Origin of the sequence: Pseudomonas sp. Root401 (assembly GCF_001425105.1) — a bacterium.
Lineage (GTDB): Bacteria > Pseudomonadota > Gammaproteobacteria > Pseudomonadales > Pseudomonadaceae > Aquipseudomonas > Aquipseudomonas brassicacearum.
Map to the genome: position 1 here is coordinate 740,906 of NZ_LMDO01000001.1, position 19,163 is coordinate 760,068.

General features: G+C 61.7%; 12 protein-coding genes. 6 read left to right on the forward strand and 6 right to left on the reverse strand.

Features of this window, described 5'->3' with window-relative positions; all coding sequences use genetic code 11:
- Positions 1–279 precede the first annotated feature (279 nt).
- From ASC85_RS03075 to ASC85_RS03085, 3 genes are read left to right on the forward strand one after another with little or no spacing between them, the layout of a single operon-like run.
- Entirely contained in the window at positions 280–2,001 is a 1,722-nt protein-coding gene (locus tag ASC85_RS03075; RefSeq protein WP_057448195.1) for a type I secretion system permease/ATPase, read from the forward strand.
- A complete protein-coding gene (locus tag ASC85_RS03080; protein WP_057448196.1) occupies positions 1,994–3,364 on the forward strand; it encodes an HlyD family type I secretion periplasmic adaptor subunit in 1,371 nt (456 codons plus the stop codon). Before ASC85_RS03075 ends, ASC85_RS03080 begins: the two co-directional genes overlap by 8 nt.
- Before the next feature lie 2 nt (positions 3,365–3,366).
- Entirely contained in the window at positions 3,367–4,716 is a 1,350-nt protein-coding gene (locus ASC85_RS03085; RefSeq protein WP_057448197.1) for a TolC family outer membrane protein, read from the forward strand.
- A 789-nt stretch (positions 4,717–5,505) separates the two neighbouring features.
- On the opposite strand, the gene ASC85_RS32890 is transcribed toward ASC85_RS03085, so the two are convergent.
- The 3 genes from ASC85_RS32890 to ASC85_RS03090 form a co-directional block, all read right to left on the reverse strand.
- Positions 5,506–5,742, reverse strand: a 237-nt coding sequence (locus ASC85_RS32890; protein ID WP_236712313.1) for a hypothetical protein, incomplete at its 5' end; no start/stop codon positions are given.
- A gap of 63 nt (positions 5,743–5,805) precedes the next feature.
- A partial coding sequence (locus tag ASC85_RS33710; protein WP_236712314.1) for a hypothetical protein occupies positions 5,806–6,174 on the reverse strand: 369 nt, incomplete at its 5' end.
- Between the two features lie 743 nt (positions 6,175–6,917).
- Complete coding sequence (locus ASC85_RS03090; protein WP_057448198.1) at positions 6,918–12,530, reverse strand: putative Ig domain-containing protein; 5,613 nt, start codon at positions 12,528–12,530, stop codon at positions 6,918–6,920.
- A gap of 402 nt (positions 12,531–12,932) precedes the next feature.
- On the opposite strand from ASC85_RS03090, the gene ASC85_RS03095 reads away from it, so the two are divergent.
- From ASC85_RS03095 to hemN, 3 genes are all read left to right on the forward strand, one after another.
- Positions 12,933–13,376, forward strand: coding sequence for a CopD family copper resistance protein (locus tag ASC85_RS03095; RefSeq protein ID WP_057448199.1), 444 nt, complete (start codon positions 12,933–12,935; stop codon positions 13,374–13,376).
- A 95-nt stretch (positions 13,377–13,471) separates the two neighbouring features.
- Positions 13,472–14,845 carry a coproporphyrinogen III oxidase gene (locus ASC85_RS03100; RefSeq protein ID WP_057448200.1) on the forward strand — a complete coding sequence of 458 codons (1,374 nt, stop codon included), beginning with the start codon at positions 13,472–13,474 and terminating at the stop codon, positions 14,843–14,845.
- Positions 14,842–16,230, forward strand: a complete 1,389-nt coding sequence (gene hemN, locus ASC85_RS03105; RefSeq protein ID WP_057448201.1) for an oxygen-independent coproporphyrinogen III oxidase — start codon at positions 14,842–14,844, stop codon at positions 16,228–16,230. The genes ASC85_RS03100 and hemN overlap by 4 nt, the downstream gene beginning before the upstream one ends.
- A gap of 270 nt (positions 16,231–16,500) precedes the next feature.
- On the opposite strand, the gene ASC85_RS03110 is transcribed toward hemN, so the two are convergent.
- From ASC85_RS03110 to ASC85_RS03120, 3 genes are all read right to left on the reverse strand, one after another.
- Positions 16,501–16,707, reverse strand: a complete 207-nt coding sequence (locus tag ASC85_RS03110; protein ID WP_057448202.1) for a hypothetical protein — start codon at positions 16,705–16,707, stop codon at positions 16,501–16,503.
- A gap of 6 nt (positions 16,708–16,713) precedes the next feature.
- Entirely contained in the window at positions 16,714–18,138 is a 1,425-nt protein-coding gene (adeC, locus tag ASC85_RS03115) for an AdeC/AdeK/OprM family multidrug efflux complex outer membrane factor (RefSeq protein ID WP_057448203.1), read from the reverse strand.
- 83 nt (positions 18,139–18,221) lie between these two features.
- Positions 18,222–19,046 (reverse strand): helix-turn-helix transcriptional regulator, encoded by an 825-nt coding sequence (locus tag ASC85_RS03120; RefSeq protein ID WP_057448204.1) that lies wholly within the window; start codon positions 19,044–19,046, stop codon positions 18,222–18,224.
- Positions 19,047–19,163: the final 117 nt, after the last annotated feature.

A 19,163-nucleotide genomic window follows, 5' to 3' on the forward strand; every position in this document is an offset into this window, starting at 1 on the left:
GTTACTGGCGTCAACAAAACCGCTTTTCAGGCCCATTCGAGAGGCAATAAGCTTCGTCTCGAAGCGCGGCCCGTCCGCCTGTCACCCACTTGCAAGCACACCCCTGCAAACCGGCACTAACCCGCGGCTGCGTTGTCAGTAATTGGCGCCTGTAGGGATGAGGATCGCCCCTGATAACAGCGCGCCAGCTGGATAGTTTTTTCTCGATCACTCTCGGGAAAAAGAGCCTTGCGATGGATTGCGTCCTGGACCGACCATTTCTCTTGCAGGCGATTTCCCATGGGGTTTCTACTCGATCCGCGTCATGACATTGATGCTGCCTTATTGAGCTACCGCCGGGTGTTCTGGGCGCTGGCATTGTTCAGTGGCGTGATCAATCTGTTGGTGCTGGTGCCGTCGCTGTACATGATGCAGGTCTACGACCGGGTCTTGACCAGCCGCAACGAAACCACCTTGTTCATGCTCACCTTGATGGCCGTGGGGCTGTTCATGTTCAGTGCCCTGATCGAGTGGGTCCGTGGCGAGGTGATGATTCGCATGAGCGCGGGGCTGGACGAAGCCTTGGGCGAGCGGATTTTCGACGCCGCCTTCGCTCGCAGCCTGCGCGAGCACAACGCCAACCCGGCGCAAGTGCTCACCGACCTGGCGACGCTGCGCCAGTTGATTACCGGGCAGGGCCTGATCGCCTTGCTCGATGCACCCTGGCTGCCGATCTTCCTGCTGGTGGCGTTCATCTTTCACCCCTGGTTCGGCGTGCTGACACTGGTGTTGGCCCTGGTGCTGATCGGCCTGGCGCTGTGGGGAGAACTGGCGACGCGAGCGCCCCTGGGGGAGGCCAATCGACTGGGGGTGCAGTCGTCGATCTATGTGAACAGCACGCTGCACAATGCCGAAGTCATCCAGGCCCTGGGCATGCTCGGGCCGTTGCGTCAGCGCTGGAGCCTGTTGCAGCAACGGATCATTGCCGCCCAGGCCCATGCCAGCGACCGGAGCGCGCGTATCACCTCGACGACCCGTTTCGTGCGGATCTCCGGGCAGTCCCTGGCGCTGGGGCTGGGCGCTTTGCTGGTGCTCGAAGGCCAACTGTCGGCGGGCATGATGATTGCGATGTCGCTGTTGCTGGGGCGAGCCCTGGCGCCCGTGGAAATCGCCATCGGCTCGTGGAAGCAGTTCAACGCCGGACGCCAGAGCTACCAGCGCCTGAGTCAATTGCTGGCCCAGCATCCGCGTGAGCGTCTGCGCATGCCGTTGCCACCGCCCACCGGCGCGGTGCGCCTGGAACAGTTGTATGTCGGTCCGCCAGGTGCTTCGCAGCCGATCCTGCGCGGGATCAATTTCAGCCTCGCCAAGGGCGATGTGCTTGCGGTGGTCGGGCCCAGCGCCAGTGGTAAATCGACACTGGCGCGCGCCTTGGTCGGGGTCTGGCCGGCCATGGGCGGGTCGGTGCGCCTGGACGATGCCGAGATCAGCCAGTGGTCCCACGACGCCCTGGGGCCGTACCTTGGATACCTGCCACAGGACATCGAGTTGTTCGATGGCACGGTCGCCGACAACATCGCCCGCTTCGGTGAGCAGGACGCCGACAAGATCATCGCCGCCGGGCGTCATGCCGGCATCCACGAAATGATCCTGCGCTTTCCCAAGGGCTACGACACGCCGTTGGGCCCTGGTGGGCTTGGCTTGTCCGGTGGGCAAAAACAACGCCTGGGCCTGGCTCGCGCGCTCTACGGACGGCCATCGCTGATCGTGCTCGATGAGCCCAACTCCAATCTCGATGACGCCGGTGAGCTGGCGCTGGTGCAGGCTATCAGTGCGCTCAAGGCGGCCGGCAGCACCGTGGTGTTGATTACTCACCGCCCCAGTGTGCTGGCGGTGGTCGATCACATCCTGGTGCTCAAGGACGGTACTCAACAAGCGTTCGGCCCACGGGACCGGGTGCTCAAGGCATTGATGCCGGGGCCGAGACCGGCCGCGGTCAGGGAGGCGGGCGGCGATGCGTGATCTGACTCCAGGGGCACAAGCGTACAGCGAGCAAGGGCTGAGCGTGCGCAGCACCACGACGCTGCCCAGCGCCAGTACCGACGCCGGAAGCGCGGCGCGTTATGGCGTGGGATTCCTGGTCCTGACGCTGGGTGGTTTCCTGCTCTGGGCCTGCCTGGCGCCGCTCGACCAGGGGGTGGTAGGCAGCGGCACCGTGGTGGTGGCGGGGGAGCGCAAGGCGGTGCAGTCGCTGGTCGGCGGCGTGGTGGAAAAACTGCTGGTCAGCGATGGCGACCGCGTCACCCAAGGGCAATTGCTCGTGCAGCTCAATACGGTGCAGGCGCAGTCGCAACTGGACGTGACCCTGGGCAAGCTCCTCAATGACCGCAGCATCGAGGCGCGCTTGATTGCCGAGCGCCTGGGCAACGCCGAGATCCAATGGCCCGCGGAACTGCTGGCCCACGCCGACGAACCGCGAGTCAAGGCGGCCATGGCCTTGCAGAGCCAGTTGTTCTTCACCCGTCGCGCGGAGCTGGGCAGCCGCTTGCAGATCATCGAGCACGAAGCCGCGGCCTTGCAGCAGCAATTGCTTGGCTACGAAGGCGTCAAGCGCAACTACGACGCGCAGATGCGCTTCCAGCAGCAGGAGCTTGAAGGCCTGCGCGATTTGGCCCGGGAAGGCTACGTTCCGCGCAACAAACTCTTCGAGGCCGAGCGTAACGCGGCCCAGTTGGCGGGGCAGATCGCCTCTGGTGTGGGTGATGTCGGCAGGACTCGTCAGGCGATCAATGAAAGCCGGCTCAAGGCTTTGCAGGCGCAGCAGGAGTTCCGCCGCGATGCCGAAACCCAGCTCAGCGAAGTCTCGGCCGAGGCTGCCGGTTATGCCGATCAGATTTGCGCCTTGCAGTTTGAAGTCGACAACGGTGCGATCCGTGCGCCGGTGGCCGGGCAGGTCATGGACGTGAGCATTCATACCGTCGGCGGCGTGGTGCAGGCCGGCCAGACCCTGATGCAGGTGGTGCCGCTGGATGCACCGATGGCGATCACCGCGCGTTTCGAGCCGCTGATGGCCAACAAACTGCGCCCGGGCCTGCCGGTGCATGTGCATTTCACCGCGCTGCAACGGGTGGATACGCCGACGGTTACCGGCACGGTGACGACGGTGTCGGCGGACCAGTTGATCGATGAGCAGACACACCAACCGTACTTCTCCGCCAAGGTCGAGATTCCCGCCGACACCGTGGTTGCGTTGCAGAGCGCCGGCCTGCTGGTGCGCCCGGGCATGCTCGCCGACGTCACGGTGGTGACGGGCGAGCGCACCTTGATGAATTACCTGATGAAGCCTTTGCGTGAACGCTTGCTTGCAGCCTTCAAGGAGGAATGAGCATGGTCGATCGTTACCGCTACCGTTTGCGTGTGTTGCTGAGCCTGTGTGCGGGTTGGGCGGCGTTCAATCCGGGGTGGGCCGCTGAGGGGGGGCTGAGCCTGACCGCCGCCTACGATGCCTCGCGCCTCAACGATCCGACCGTGCAATCGGCGGCCCACGCCTTTGAAGCTTCGCGGCATGAAGAGGACATCGGGCGTGGCGGCCTTTACCCGCAGGTGTCGCTGAGCTCGCGCTACGGCTACGGCGGGCGAACCGATGGCGGTGACGACAGCACCTACGTCAACAGCAACGATTACCAGGCGAACAACGTCACCCTGGCGGCGCAACAACCGCTCTACGACAAGGCCCGCTGGGCGGCGTATCAGGAGGGCAAGGCGCGCGGTCAACTGGGTACCACGGTGTTCGATGTGGCCGGCCAGACCCTGTATGACCGGGTGGCGAAGGGGTATTTCGACGTCGCCCGGGCCGAGAACGAGATCAAGTTGATCCAGCAGCAAAAGGCGGCCATCCAAGGCTTGGTCATCCAGAGCAAAAAGCTTTATGAGGGCGGCCAAGGCTCGATCACCGATATCGACGAAGCCCAGGCGCGGCTCGACCTGGTGCAAGCCCAGGAGGCTGAAGCCCATGCGCGTCGCGTGGCGGCGTTGCGGGCCTTGTCCGGGCGTGCCAGCGTGCCCATCGAGGACATCCAGCCGATGCGCGAAGAATTGGCCGCCGGTAGCCCGATCCCGCCGGAGCAGGACTTGCCGTACTGGACGGCGATTGCCCGTGAAGCCAGCCCCGAACTGGCCGCTCGGCTGGCGGCGGTGAAAGTGGCCGAGGCCCAGGCCGACAGCCAGCGCGCCGGGCATTATCCAACCTTGTCGTTGACCACCCAGTTGACCCGCCGGGAAACCCGTCAATACCAGGAGCTCGACCCGCGCCAGGACACCTACTACGTGGGTGTGCAATTGGATATTCCGTTGTATCGCGGCGGGGCGGTACGGGCCTCGGTGGCCAAGGCCGAAGCGCAACTGGCCGGCGCCCAGTCCGACTACGACGTGCAACGCCAGCAACTGGCCGAGGATATCGAGGCCGACTACCTGGGCGTCGTCGCCGGGTTTGCCAAGAGCAAGGCCATGCAGCGGGCGGTGGAGTCCAATCAGCGAGCACTGATCTCGACGGAAAAAGGCTTCCAGGGCGGCGTGCGCTCCACGGTGGATATTCTTGACGCGCAGCAACGGCTGTTCCAGGCCCGTCGAGACCTGCTCAACACCAAGCTCGACATGCTGCAGAGTTATGTGAGCCTGCACACCCACACCGGCCAGATGAACCGCGCGGTGCTGGAGCAGGTGCAGAGTTTGTTCTAGACAATCCAGGGTTCAAGTTTGCACTTACCCCTGTGGCGGGGGAGCTTACTCCCGCTGGGGCTGTAGGAGCTGGCGAAGCCTGCGATCTTTTGATCTTGATCTTTCGCTTGGGACTCAATTGTCTGGGACAAGATCGCAGCCTCGTTGCACTCGTCAGCTCCTACAAGCCTGCGATCTTTTGATCTTGATCTTTCGCTTGGGACTCAATTGTCTGGGACAAGATCGCAGCCTCGTTGCACTCGTCAGCTCCTACACAGCTCCTACAGCGCAGCCGAGCGGGAGCAAGCTCTCATGGAACAAATTGCAACCATGCGATTTTTAAGGCTGAAACACATATCGATCGTTCCCACGCTCCTGCGTGGGAATGTCGCCAGGGACGCTCCGCGTTCCGCTTCTGGAGTGTGACGCAGAGCGTCACGGGATGCATTCCCANACATATCGATCGTTCCCACGCTCCTGCGTGGGAATGTCGCCAGGGACGCTCCGCGTTCCGCTTCTGGAGTGTGACGCAGAGCGTCACGGGATGCATTCCCAACAAAAATCCCCTGTGGGAGCAAAGCTTGCTCGCGATAGCGGTGGGTCAGTCTGCCTTGATGTTGGATGTGCCGCCGTCATCGCGAGCAAGCTTTGCTCCCACGGTTTGGATCGGTGCCAGCCTGGGATTTCCCTGCCAACAAAAATCCCCTGTGGGAGCAAAGTTTGCTCGCGATAGCGGTGTGTCAGTCTGCCTTGATGTTGGATGTCCGCCGTCATCGCGAGCAAGCTTTGCTCCCACAGTTTGGATCGGTGTCAGCCTGCGATTTCCCTTCCAACAAAAATCCCCTGTGGGAGCAAAGCTTGCTCGCGATAGCGGTGGGTCAGTCTGCCTTGATGTTGGATGTCCGCCGTCATCGCGAGCAAGCTTTGCTCCCACRGTTTGGATCGGTGCCAGCCTGCGATTTCCCTTCCAACAAAAATCCCCTGTGGGAGCAAAGCTTGCTCGCGATAGCGGTGGGTCAGTCTGCCTTGATGTTGGATGTCCGCCGTNNNNGAGCAAAGTTTGCTCGCGATAGCGGTGTGTCAGTCTGCCTTGATGTTGGATGTCCGCCGTCATCGCGAGCAAGCTTTGCTCCCACAGTTTGGATCGGTGCCAGCCTGCGATTTCCTTGCCAACATAAATCCCAGTGGGAGCAAAGCTTGCTCGCGATAACGGTGTGTCAGTCTGCCTTGATGTTGGATGTCCGCCGTCATCGCAAGCAAGCTTTGCTCCCACGGTTTGGATCGGTGCCAGCCTGCGATTTCCCTGCCAACAAAAATCCCCTGTGGGAGCAAAGCTTGCTCGCGATAGCGGTGTGTCAGTCTGCCTTGATGTTGGATGTCCGCCGTCATCGCAAACAAGCTTTGCTCCCACGGTTTGGATCGGTGCCAGCCTGGGATTTCCCAGCCAACAAAAATCCCCTGTGGAAGCAAAGCTTGCTCNAAATCCCCTGTGGGAGCAAAGCTTGCTCGCGATAGCGGTGTGTCAGTCTGCCTTGATGTTGGATGTCCGCCGTCATCGCAAACAAGCTTTGCTCCCACAGTTTGGATCAGTGCCAGCCTGGGATTTCCCAGCCAACAAAAATCCCCTGTGGGAGCAAAGCTTGCTCGCGATAGCGGTGTGTCAGTCTGCCTTGATGTTGGATGTCCGCCGTCATCGCAAACAAGCTTTNCCAACAAAAATCCCCTGTGGGAGCAAAGCTTGCTCGCGATAGCGGTGTGTCAGTCTGCCTTGATGTTGGATGTCCGCCGTCATCGCAAACAAGCTTTGCTCCCACGGTTTGGATCGGTGCCAGCCTGGGATTTCCCTGCCAACAAAAATCCCCTGTGGGAGCAAAGCTTGCTCGCGATAGCGGTGGGTCAGTCTGCCTTGATGTTGGATGTGCCTCCGTCATCGCGAGCAAGCTTTGCTCCCACGGTTTGGATCGGTGCCAGCCTGGGATTTCCCAGCCAACAAAAATCCCCTGTGGAAGCAAAGCTTGCTCGCGATAACGGTGTGTCAGTCTGCCTTGATGTTGGATGTGCCGCCGTCATCGCGAGCAAGCCTTGCTCCCACGGTTTGGATCGGTGCCAGCCTGGGATTTCCCAGCCAACAAAAATCCCCTGTGGGAGCAAAGCTTGCTCGCGATAGCGGTGGGTCGGTCAGCATCCATGCTGTATTGCGGGCAAGCCTGCTCAGGGGGCAATCAGGCGGTGAAGTCGCTGGCGTGCAGCTCCTTGACGCCGACCAGTTCGAATTCGAACTCGGGGGTGGCGTCGGCGTTGGTGCTGCCGGAGAGGATGCCATCGACGAAGCGCAGCTGGCCGGTGGCGTTGGTGGGGTCGAAGGCGTTGCTGCCGATGAACGTGAAGGCATCGACTGTGGCGGTCAGCGGGTTGGCGTCCAGGCCGGTGAGGTCCAACTTGTCGAACTCCGCGCTCTTGAAGCCGCTGATCACATCGCGCAGCGCCCCGACGCCCATGTCCGACAGCGCACCAAACGCGTAGGTGTCCGCACCCGTGCCACCGGTGAGGTTGTCGGTGCCTGCGCCGCCGATCAATCGGTCATCGCCCGAACCACCCACCAGCGTATCGTTGCCGGCCCCTCCGTCGAGGACGTTCGCCGCGCTGTTGCCCGACAGCGTGTCGGCGTAGGCGCTTCCCTTCAGGCTATCGATAAACTTCAAAGTGTCGAGCCCGGAGCCCACGGTGTTCTGTTGCGCCGACGTCGAGAGGTTGACGGTCACGCTGGACAGCGCGCGTTCAAAACTGGCCGTATCAATGCCATCGCGTCCATCCAGGACATTGTTGCCGGCGCCGGCGAACAGCGTATTGTCCAGCGCGTTGCCGGTGCCATTGGCGGCGCCGGTGCTATCGACATACAGGTTCTCAACGTTGTTGCCCAAGGTATAGGCCGCCAGGCTGCTGTGCACACCGTCGATCCCGCCCGTCACTGCGTTGGTGCTGGTCTCGATCACACTGTCGTCGGCATTGTCGACAAAGTAAGTGTCGTCCCCGTCGGCGCCGCTCATGCTGTCTGCCCCGGCGGCGCCGTTGAGCACGTTGTTGGCGGTATTGCCGGTGATGAAATTGCGCCGTTCATTGCCGGTGCCGTCGATGTCCGACACACCGGTGAGCACCAGGTTTTCCAGATTGGCACCCAGGGTCCAACTCACCGAGGCTTGCACCGTGTCGATCTGCGCGGTCGAGGTGTTGGTTTCCACCACGCTGTCGAAGGCATTGTCGACCACGTAGATGTCGTTGCCGTCGCCACCGGTGAGGGTGTCGGCGCCCAGGTCGCCGTCCAGCGTGTCGTTGCCCGAACTGCCCACCAGGGTGTCGTCCTGGTCGGTACCGGAGATCATCCCGCCCTGGTTCTGGGCGTTGTCGAAAATGTCCTGCACGCTGTTGTTGTCGTTGGGATTGCCTTGGAAGCCCAAGTCATCGGCAATGTAGTCCGCCAGGCGTTGGCCGACGATTTCCGCCGATTCCTCATGCAGGTGCCAGACGTCATCGGGGTACACCAGCGGGTCGACTTCGTAGCGCAAGGGCAGGTCGGTGTAGTCCACCGCCAGCTTGACGTCGGCGCGCTCGGCGGCGATGGCTTCCTGGACGGCGCGGACATAACCGACGCCCTCGACGATGGAAGCGATCTTCTCTTCCGAATAACCCCGGGCCCGGGCCGCGTCCTCCGAGTAATGACCGGTTTCCATCAAGTAAACGCTGAAATTGCCGAACTGGGCATGCAAGTAATCGAATACCTTCAAAGTCGCGGCCTTGTACGCCGCAGCAGCCGCTACCTTGTCGGTGGCGCGGGCGATTTCCTGGGCGGCTTCCTCGCCCTGGCCCCAGATGATGCCCATGGTGACGTTATCGATCGCCTGCAGTTCGGTGCGCTGGTCGCGCAGCAACGTCACCGCCCGCAACAGTGCCGCCCCGGGTTGGTTGGTGTCGGTCAGCCACCAGCACAGCTGGAGTTCCTCGGCGCTGAGTGTGGAGAGGCCGTTGACCGTGCTGCCGCCCACCGCGATGTCGATGCCATTGCCGTCGGCATCGGTGAACTGGCTGCGCACGTCATAGGTGGTGTAGCGGTCCAGGTCATTGACCAGCATCGAGGTGCCGGACTGGTCGTCGTCCTCGGTCATGCGCAGCAGGCGCGCATTGGATTGGCCGAGGGTCGGCAGGTAGAGGATGTCCTGCTGGGCGCGCTCGCCGAAGACGAAGTCGCTGGCGGTGAGGGTGTTGAGGTAGTTGCCGTTGAGGGCGATCTCGAAGCGATTGCCGTCGGCATCGGCTTCGGCGGACTTGATGTAAGTCTTGTCGCCAGCCGCATTCAGGGTCATGTACAGCGTGCCGTTGCTGCCATCGCCGAGGCCGAGAAAGCCCAGCCCCGAGACATCGATTTTGTCGACGCCGACGGTGAAGTCATAAATCGTGTCGGTGGCCGTGACACCCCCGGTGTCGTAGTCGCGGTAGCTGTCGGAGAGGTTGCTGTAGCGGAACGTGTCGGCACCGTCACCGCCGTACAGCGAATCGCGTCCGGCGCCGCCGTCGACGATGTCCGCACCGGTGCCGGCCTTGATGGTGTCGTTGCCGCCCAGGCCAAGGATCAGGTCCGCGCCGGTCGTGCCGTTGAGGGTCTCGGCATTGTTGGTGCCGGTGATGGTGTTGGCGGGCGCATCGGCCACCACCAGGGCGAAGTTGTCACTGACCGAGGCGCCCGATGGGTCGGTGGCCTTGACCAGCACGTCGTAGTTGCCTGCCGCAGTGCTGGTCGGGGTGCCGCTGAAGGTCAGGCTGGTGGCATTGAAACTCAGCCAGGCGGGCAGGGCGTTGCCGTTGGCGAGGGTCGCGGTGTAGGTCAGCACATCCTGGTTGGCGTCGGTGAAACTGTTGCTGGCCACGGTGTAGCTGAACGGCGTGCTTTCACTGGCGTTCTGGTCCAGCAGCGGGGTGGCCACGACTGGCGCCACGTTGGTGGGGTTGGTCTGGTCGGCGAAGACAAAGTGACTGGCCGTCAGGCTGCTGACGAAGTTGCCTGCCATCGAGACCTCGAACCGGTTGCCGTTGGCATCGACCGTCAGATCCTTGAGGTAGGTGCGGTTGGTCGACGAACTGTAAGTGACCTGCAGGGTGCCGTTGAGCCCGTTGCCCAGGCCGGTATAGCCAAGCGCCGAGACATCGATCTTGTCTGCAGTCAGGTCGAAGTCGAGGATCTGGTCACTGGCGCTGGTGGAGCTGGTGCGGTAGCTGTCGAGTTTCGAGGTGTAGCGGAACACATCGGCCCCCGTGCCGCCGGTGAGCTTGTCCACCCCGGTGCCGCCGACCAGGATGTCGTTGCCGGCGCCGCCATTGAGGGTGTCGTTGCCCGCGCCACCGTACAATTGCTCATTGGCCGCGGTGCCGGTCAGCGTGTCGTTGTTCGGCGTGCCATTGATCACAATGGCGGTGGGGACGTCCTGCACGGCGAGGGTAAAGCTGTCGCTGACGGTGGCGTTGCTGCCGTCGCTCGCGGTGACCTGGATGGCATAGGTGCCCGACGCGGTGGCGGGTGGCGTGCCGCTGAAGGTGCGGGTGGCGGCATCGAAGAGCAGCCAGCTTGGCAGGGCGCTGCCATTGGCGAGTTTGGCGGTGTAGCTCAGGCTGTCGTTATCCGGATCGGTGAAACTGGTGGCCGGCACCACGTAGCTGAACGGGGTGTTTTCGGTCGCGTTTTGATCGAGCAGCGGCGTCGCCAGTACCGGCGCCTGGTTGGTCGGCGAGGTGGTGGCGAAGACGAAGTTGGCGCTGGTCAGGGTGTTGAGGTAATTGCCATCCAGCGCCACTTCGAAGCGGTTGCCATTGGCATCGGCTTCCAGGGACTTGATGTAGGTCTTGGTGCCGGCACTGTTGAGCACCAGGTACACGGTGTTGTTCTTGCCGTCCCCCAGGCCGGTGAAGCCCATGGCCGAGAGGTCGATCTTGTCGGCGCTGATGTCGAAATCGGTGATCAGGTCGCCGAGGTTGGCGCCGCCGGTGTTGTAGTTGCGGTAGCTGTCCAGGCGGTTGGAGAACACGAAGGTGTCCGCCCCGGCGCCACCGGTGAGGGTGTCCATGCCAGCACCGCCGTCGAGCTTGTCGTCGCCGGCGCCGCCGCTGAGGCTGTCGTTGCCCGCCAGGCCGAGCAGGGTGTCGGCTGCATCGCTACCCAGCAGCGAGTCGCTGCCGCTGGTGCCGGTGATGACGCGATTGAAGATGAAGTTACTGGCGGTCAGGGTACTGGCCAGGTTGCCCGAGAGGATCAGCTCGAAGCGATTGCCGCTGGCGTCGGCGTCGAAGTCCTTGATGTAGGTGCGGTCGCTGGTGGCGTTGTAGCTGACTTGCAGGGTGCCGCCACGGCCATTGCCCAGGCCGGTGAAACCGAGGCCGGCGAGGTCGATCTTGTCCTGGGTGACGTCGAAGTCGGTGATGGTGTCATCGAAGCTGGTGGTCGCGTTGCGGTAACTGTCCGACTGGGCGACGAACCGGAACGTATCGGCACCGGTGCCACCGGTGAGTTTGTCGATGCCGGCGCCGCCGACCAGGATGTCGCTACCGGCTGCGCCATTGATCGTATCGTTGCCGGCGCCACCGTAGAAAATCTCGGCGGCGGCGCTGCCGAGCAGGGTGTCGTTGCCCGCCGTACCTTGCACGGTGGTCATCGGCACCGTGGCACTGACGTAGCTGCCGTCGCCATAGACCAACGTGGCGCCCTTGCTGGTGTGGCTGATGGTGTTGGCGATGATTGCGTTGCGGTCGGTGCCGTCTTCGTTGCGCTCTGCCACCCCATAGGTCGACAGGTCGCTGCCGCTGATGATGTTGCCCTGGATGAGGTTGTCGCTGCCGTTGAAGTACTTGCCGGACACGCCCAGGGTGTCGTCATAGGACTGGATGATGATTTCCGGTACGGCACCGCCCAGGGAGTTGTTGTTGAGGGTGTTGTCGATGATTTCGACGTGGTTGCTGCCGTAGATGCGGATCCCGGCGCTGCTGTTGTCGTGGATGTCGACGCCGGTGACGGTCACTTCGCTGGAGAGCTTGATCAGCACCCCTTCGGCACCGTTGCCATACACCTCGCCGCCGGTGATGGTGATGTTGCTGGGCGAGGGGATGTCCTCGCTGCCGCGCTGGACCACGATGCCATTGCCGCCATTGTCGTAGGCGACGTTATTGGTCATGGTGAAATCGTGGGTGCTGGTGACGACGTTGAAACCATGGCGGTCGTTGTTATAGGCGATGTTGTTTTCGAAGGTGCTGTCGCTGAGGAAGTCGGCGACGAAGCCGTCCAGGCCGTTGCCGTGGGACACGCTGTTCTTGATGACCATGTTGACGGTCTGCTCGTGGGGGTCGAAACCGTACCCCGAGCAATCCTTGATCTCGACGCTGTCGAGGGTGACATTGGAGTCGTAGCCTTCTTCGCCGGGAATGTAGCCGTTGAACCAGCCGTCGACCTTGCCGGTGGTGCTGTCGCGGTTGCCGTCGATGGTGAGGTTGCTGACGCCGAAGTCGTGGGTTTCTTCGCCGTAGGCCGAGCGGATGATCCCGGTGATCTTGGTATCGGAGCCGTCGGCCAGCTTGACCGTGGTCTCGCCCATGCCGTCGCCGTACAGGTAGACATTGCTCTTGAGCATCAGGCAGCCATCGGAAGGTTCCTCTCCCCCCGAAACGATGTAGGTGCCGGTCGGCATGTACACCTGCCCACCGCCGGCCGCGGCCGCCGCATCAATCGCACTTTGGATGGCTGCCGTGTCGTCGGTGATGCCATCTCCTTTGGCGCCAAAATTTTGTACGTTGAAAATCATGAGCTTATCTCCGTATCAGGCTTAAACCTCGGTAGACGTCAACATTCCATCGACGACCTTCGTGTTATGACCCAGCGGAGCGCAAAAGTTGTGACCGCATATCGGGGAAAGTGTCAAAAAGCCGGACTAACTGATCAGCGGTTGTGTAGGGATTGCCCAGGAGTAACGTTCTGTTGACGCTTTCTCAACGCCGACGATGCCCTTTCCTGTGGGAGCGAGCTTGCTCGCGATAGCGGTGCGCCAGTCAACATCGATGCAGCTGAACCGACGTTATCGCGAGCAAGCTCGCTCCCACAGGGGACACCGTGCGGTTTCCTTGATTGGCATCAACCTCACTTCGGGGATGGCGCGATAACCTCGAATAAACCATCGCCCCGCTGAAGAGGGCGACTGAGGAAGCTCATGAGTTATCCGCTGTTTCTGACCTTGCACCTGTTTGCCGCGCTGGTTTTCATCGGCACGGTTTTCTTCGAAGTCCTGTTCCTGGAGAGCATTCGCAAGCAACTGCCCACCAAGGTCATGGTGCTGCTGGAGCAAGGCATCAGCCAACGCGCCCGGCAGTTGATGCCGTGGGTGCTGCTGGTGCTGTTCGGCGCGGGCATTGGCATGGTCTGGCTGCGCTATTGGCCGGTGCTGTCGTCGCCGTTGCAGTCATCCTTCGGTTTGCTGCTGGGGTTGAAGATTCTGTTGGCGGGCAGTGTGCTGGGGCATTTCCTCTGGGCCATGTGGCTGTTCAGGAGCGGGCGCATGAACGCCCGCTACGTGCACATCATTCATACCAGCGTGTTCCTGCACATGGTCGCGATCGTGCTGCTGGCCAAGGCCATGTTCTACGTCACCTGGTAAGCGCTGGCGCGTGGTTCCAAGGCGCTTGATACAGGTCAAGGTGACCCGGCGGGTTACCCCGCAAACTGCTCGCGCACAGCCACTCGGAGATTGTCATGTTCGACCCGTTCCATACCCTCGGTGAGCGACCCTCGGGACGTGCTCCTGTGGTGGCTGATTTCGATTGTCCGGTCGGTACACGTAGATTCCACGCAGGCATCGGCTCGCTCGACCTGCTTCGAGGGTTGCGCAGCAGCCGTCAGAAACGACGGCCCTTGTCCCTGGCGGTGCACCTGCCTTCGCGCTTGCGGCTGGCGTCGTGTTCGCCCCTGGCCAGCGACTGCCGCTGCGGTGAGATCGAGGGCTATATGCAACGCCTGACGTATGAGATGGGGTTGGTCGGTTGCCACCTGGGCGCAGGGCGGCGCGTCGAGCAGTTTTGCCTGACCGGTGGCACACCGGTGATCGCTCATCTGCAGAAGCTGATGAGTGACCTGCGCAAGCGCTTTGACTTCAGTGAATACGACGGCGGCGACCACAGCATCGAGGTGGACCTGCACCACACGGATTGGTCGACCATGGGCCTGATCCGTGACCAGGGTTTCACCCATGTCAGCATCGGTGTGCCCGACATTGGCGTCGACAGCGACCTGTCGGTCGATTGTTACCAGAATCCGGCCCCGATCCATTCGTTGATCGATGCGGCGCGCACGTTTGGTTTTCGCTCCATCAACATTGACCTGGGCTACGGTCATGCCTGGCAGACGCCGAGCAGTTTCGCCCTGAAGCTGGCGACGCTGATCGAACTGGAACCGGACCGGCTGCACGTTTTCGACTATGCCCGCGCGCCTTATCGTTATCGCTCGAAGAACACCGGTGTGGCCGGTGCCTTTTGCAGCCCGGCCGACAAGGACGCCATGCGGCGGATCTGCTGCGAGCAACTGATTGGCGCCGGTTATCACTACATTGGCCTGGGCCAGTTTGTCAGGGCCGACGATGACCTGGCGGTGGCCCAGGAGCACGGACGCCTGCATCGCAATTGCCAGGGGTTTACCCGTCACGGTTGCTGTGATCACGTGGGCTTCGGTTTGTCGGCCATCACCCAGATCGAGCACTTGTACGTACAGAACACCGACGACCTGCATCAGTATTGCCAACAGCTGGACGCCGGGCAGTTGCCGGTCTATCGCGGCTGGCGCTGTGAAGCGCAGGATCAGGTCAAGGCATGCGTGACCGAGCAGCTGTCCTGTGACCTGGAACTGGATATCCCGGCCATCGAGGCACGCTTCGGCCTGGTGTTTCGCGAGCATTTCGCGTCTGTCTGGCCGTCGCTGGAAGCGTTGCATGACCAGGGATTGATTGAACTGTCGAGCCGGTTTATCGGCATCCTGCCCGCCGGGCGCTTGAACGTCGATGCGATCTGCAATCTGTTCGACCCAGGACTGGATGACGCAGGCCCACCCCCTTTTGAAAAGTTGAACCCATCATGAATGCTGCATCCGGTTTCAATCGTGCCCTGGTGGAGAAATACGACCGCCCGGGGCCGCGCTACACCTCCTATCCGACGGCGCCGCAGTTCCACCAGGCCTTTGCCATGGACGAATACCAGCAGGCTGCCCAACGCAGCAACCAGGCGCCGCAGCCCAAGTCGTTATCGGTGTACATCCATATCCCGTTCTGCCAGAGCCTCTGCTATTACTGCGCATGCAACAAGATCATCACGCGCAAGACCCATCGTGCCGTCGAATACCTGACCTATCTCAAGCGCGAAATTGCCCTGCAGGCGACCTTGTTCGACCGCTCGCGCAAACTGACCCAGTTGCACCTGGGTGGGGGCACGCCAACTTACCTGACCCATGAGCAACTGGCCGACCTGATGGACTGCCTGCACCAGTCGTTCGACATGGACGACAGCGACGCCCATGAGTTTTCCATCGAGGTCGATCCGCGGACCATCGATGCGCAACAGATCCAAGGCCTGCGCCAGCTGGGGTTCAACCGCCTGAGCTTTGGCGTCCAGGATTTCGATGCCCAGGTGCAGATTGCCGTCAATCGAGTGCAAAGCGAAGCCCAGGTCGTCGAGCTGGTGGAAGCCGCGCGCCTGGCGCGCTTCAAGTCGGTCAGCGTCGATCTGATCTATGGCCTGCCTTTGCAGACCATCGCCAGTTTCGATGTCACCTTGAGCAAGATCATCGCCCTGCGTCCGGACCGGATCGCGGCCTACAGTTACGCCCACCTGCCGCAACGGGTGCGGGCGCAGCGGATGATCCGGCCAGAAGACATGCCGCCGCCAGAGCGCAAGCTGGAGTTGCTGGAGCTGACCATCAATCGCCTGACTGAAGCCGGCTACGTCTACATCGGCATGGACCACTTTGCCTTGCCGGATGACGAACTGGTACGCGCCCGCGCCCAGGGCAGCCTGCAGCGCAATTTCCAGGGTTATTCCACCCACGCCGATTGCGACCTGATCGGCCTGGGGGTGTCGTCGATTGGCAAGGTGGGCGACAGCTACAACCAGAACGTCAAGGAGCTTTCCCAGTATTACGCCCGGTTGGATCAAGGCTTGCTGGCGGTGCAGCGCGGTTATCGGCTGAGCGACGATGATCGCCTGCGGCGCGAGGTCATCAGCGAACTGATGTGTCATGGGCGCATCGATTTCGGCCGGATCGAGAGCGCCCACGGCATTCGATTTACCGAGTACTTCGCCGATGCCCTGGACCGACTCCAGGAGCTGGTGCGCGACGGGTTGCTGGACCTTCGCGACGACGAGCTGGTGTTGTTGCCCCAGGGGCAATTGATGATGCGCAACGTGGCCATGGCGTTCGACGCGTACTTGGGGGCGGGCCAGACGGTCCAGTATTCGCGCACGGTCTGATAACCCAAGCTCGCGCTGGGTTCTGTAGGAGCTTTGATCTTGATCTTGATCTTGATCTTGATCTTGATCTTGATCTTGATCTTGATCTTGATCTTGATCTTGATCTTGATCTTTCGCTCTCGACTCAATTGTCAGTGGAAAGATCGCAGCCTCGTTGCACTCGACAGCTCCTACACAGCTCCTACACAGCTCCTACACAGTTCAGCTCCTACACAGCTCCTATGCAGCCTCCTACAGCAGCCCAGCGGGGGCAAGGGGGCTTTCGTCCCGTTACGATCGCTCGTTATCCGAGCCGGCGGCGGCCGGGATGAGGTCGCGTGTCGCATAGAAGCCCTGCACCAGGCGATTCTTGGCCCGGTACTCGCACAGGAGCAGCAATGTATCCGGCATCTGGGAAATGGACGACGAATGTTTGACCACCATCGTCTTACCTCCCGAGCGTAGGCGCACCAGTGTCCCGGGTTCGAATGTGCCCATCTGCAATCACCTCACAGTCACGTTGCTTGTGCGTTCTACCCAACCCCCGCCCAGAGCCTTGTACAGGTTGACTTCGGCGAGCAGCTGCGACAGCCGGTCGACGATCAGGGTTTGCTGGGCGCTGAACAGCGAGCGTTGGGCATCGAGAAACGTCAGGCTGCTGTCCACGCCGATGCGATAGCGCCTCTCCGCCAGGCGGTAGTAATCCTGGTTGGCTTGCACCAGGTCGCGCTGGGCGATCAACTGGTCTTTATAAGTCTTGCGTGCCGCCAGGCCATCGGAGACTTCCTGGAAGGCGGTCTGGATGGCTTTTTCGTATTGCGACACACGGATGTCTTTCTGGATTTTCGAGTAGTTCAGGCTCGCCCGAAGGCTGCCGGCGTTGAAAATCGGCAGATTGATCTGCGGTTGAAACGTCCAGCTGCCCGACCCGCCCTTGAACAGCCCGGACAGCTCGTTGCTGGAACTGCCCGCGTTGGCGGTCAGGCTGATGCTCGGGAAAAACGCGGCACGGGCCGCGCCGATGTTGGCGTTGGCCGATTGCAGCAGGTACTCGGCCTCCAGGATATCCGGCCGGCGTTGCAGCAAGTCTGAAGGCAGGCCCGCCGGTACTTCGCTGAGCAGGTCCGATGACAATGGGCGGCCGGGCAGGTCATCGGCGACCGACGTGCCGACCAGTAACGTGAGGTTGTTGAGGTCCTGGGCGACCTGGCGCTGGAACTTGGCCAGGCTGGCCCTGGCGCTTTCCACCGAGGTGCGCGATTGGCTCAGGTTCAAGGCCGAGGCGGTGCCGACCTGGTTACTGCGTTCGGTCAGGCGCAGGCTCTGCTCATAGGACTGCAGCGTGTCTTGGGTCAACGCCAGCAACTCCTGATCGGCTCGCCAGGTCAGGTAGGCACTGGCCACACTGGCCACCAGGCTCAATTGGCTACTGCGGCGGGCTTCTTCGCTGGACAGATAGATCAGCGATGCCTGGTCGCTGAGGCTGCGTATGCGCCCGAACAGATCCAGCTCATAAGCACTGATCCCCAGGGTTGCCGAATACGAACGGCTGATGGCCGCGTCGCCGGTTCCGGTGAGGCTGGCCGGCAGGCGCTGGCGCGAACCGGTGCCGTTGGCACTGATCGCCGGGAAGAGGTCCGCCCGCTGGATCCGATACTGCGCCTGGTAAGCCTCGACGTTCAGGGTCGCTACGCGCAAGTCGCGGTTGTTGACCAGCGCACTTTCGATCAGTTGCGCCAACACCGGATCCTGGAACAGGTCACGCCAACCCTGTTCGGCCGCCAGGGGCCCCGACAAGGCCGGGGCATAGGCCGAGGTTTGCGGATACTGCCGGGCGACCGGTGAGTCGGGGCGTTGGTAGTCCGGGATCAGCGAGCAACCGCCCAACATGAATGCCGCGACCGCCAGGGGGCTCAAGAGTTTATGCATCGACCTGTTATCTCACTGTGGTGCCTGCCCAGACCCCACTGGCGCAGGCAGGCGGGTTCTGGCGGGCCGTGCGCGGCGAGCCGTCATGATCCGATCATCCATTTCGCCAGCCCATGTCGCCCGCTCACGCCCAGCTTGGCGGCGGCACGCTTGAGGTAGGTTTCGATGGAGCTGTTCTTGACCTGTAGTTTTTCTGCGATCTCCGGCACGGTGCCCCCGGCCAGCAGGCCCAGGCAGACCTCTTTTTCCCGTACCGAAAGGGTCACGTCGCAGGGGCTCAACCGATCATTGAAATCGCGCTGCAATTGGGTCTGTTCAGCGGCATCGAGCGGATGGCCCGTAGCGCTGCCAGAAGCTTTGAAACATTGGCGATTGAGGTGCGCATGACGCTCGGCCAAGGGCAGCAGCGTTTCGGAAAGGTATTTCAGAAAGGACAGTTCCTGGAGGGAAAAGTCGCGCTGTACCTGGGGGCGTTGCAACGAAATCACACAGCGGCGATTGGCCTTGCGCGAAATCAGAATGCACTGGTGGGACGTACCGAGGCAGTCGTTGCCTCTTTCGTCCTTCATCCGTGCGTTCAGATGGATCAGCAGGGCGTCATCCACCTCCAGCACTCTTTTCACCAAGGGGTGATCGTTGCGCCGTATTGCCGTGGTGGGGCAGGGGGATTGCATGTGCGCGCTTTTTTCCGAACCCGCATACCCCAACAGTTGTACATCGAGGACGCTCGACTGGGTGTCGTCGGCTGTCCATTCACTCAATTCGAGGCGACTGACAGGCACTGATGTCTCGATCATCTGGTGCATGTTGGTCAAGAAACTCTCGTGTCCGACACTTGAAATCAGCTTTCCTAGCTCTACGTAGAGGTGCGATTTTTCTGCACCCCCAATACACGCATGTCGATTCATAGTCCTTATTCCTGCTTACTCGAAAAGGCTCCGCATCGCTGATGTTGACGGAAAAAATCCGACTGCTTCGAGAAGTTGAAGCCTCTTCTGGATTTGATACTCGGAGTCAATGCCGGT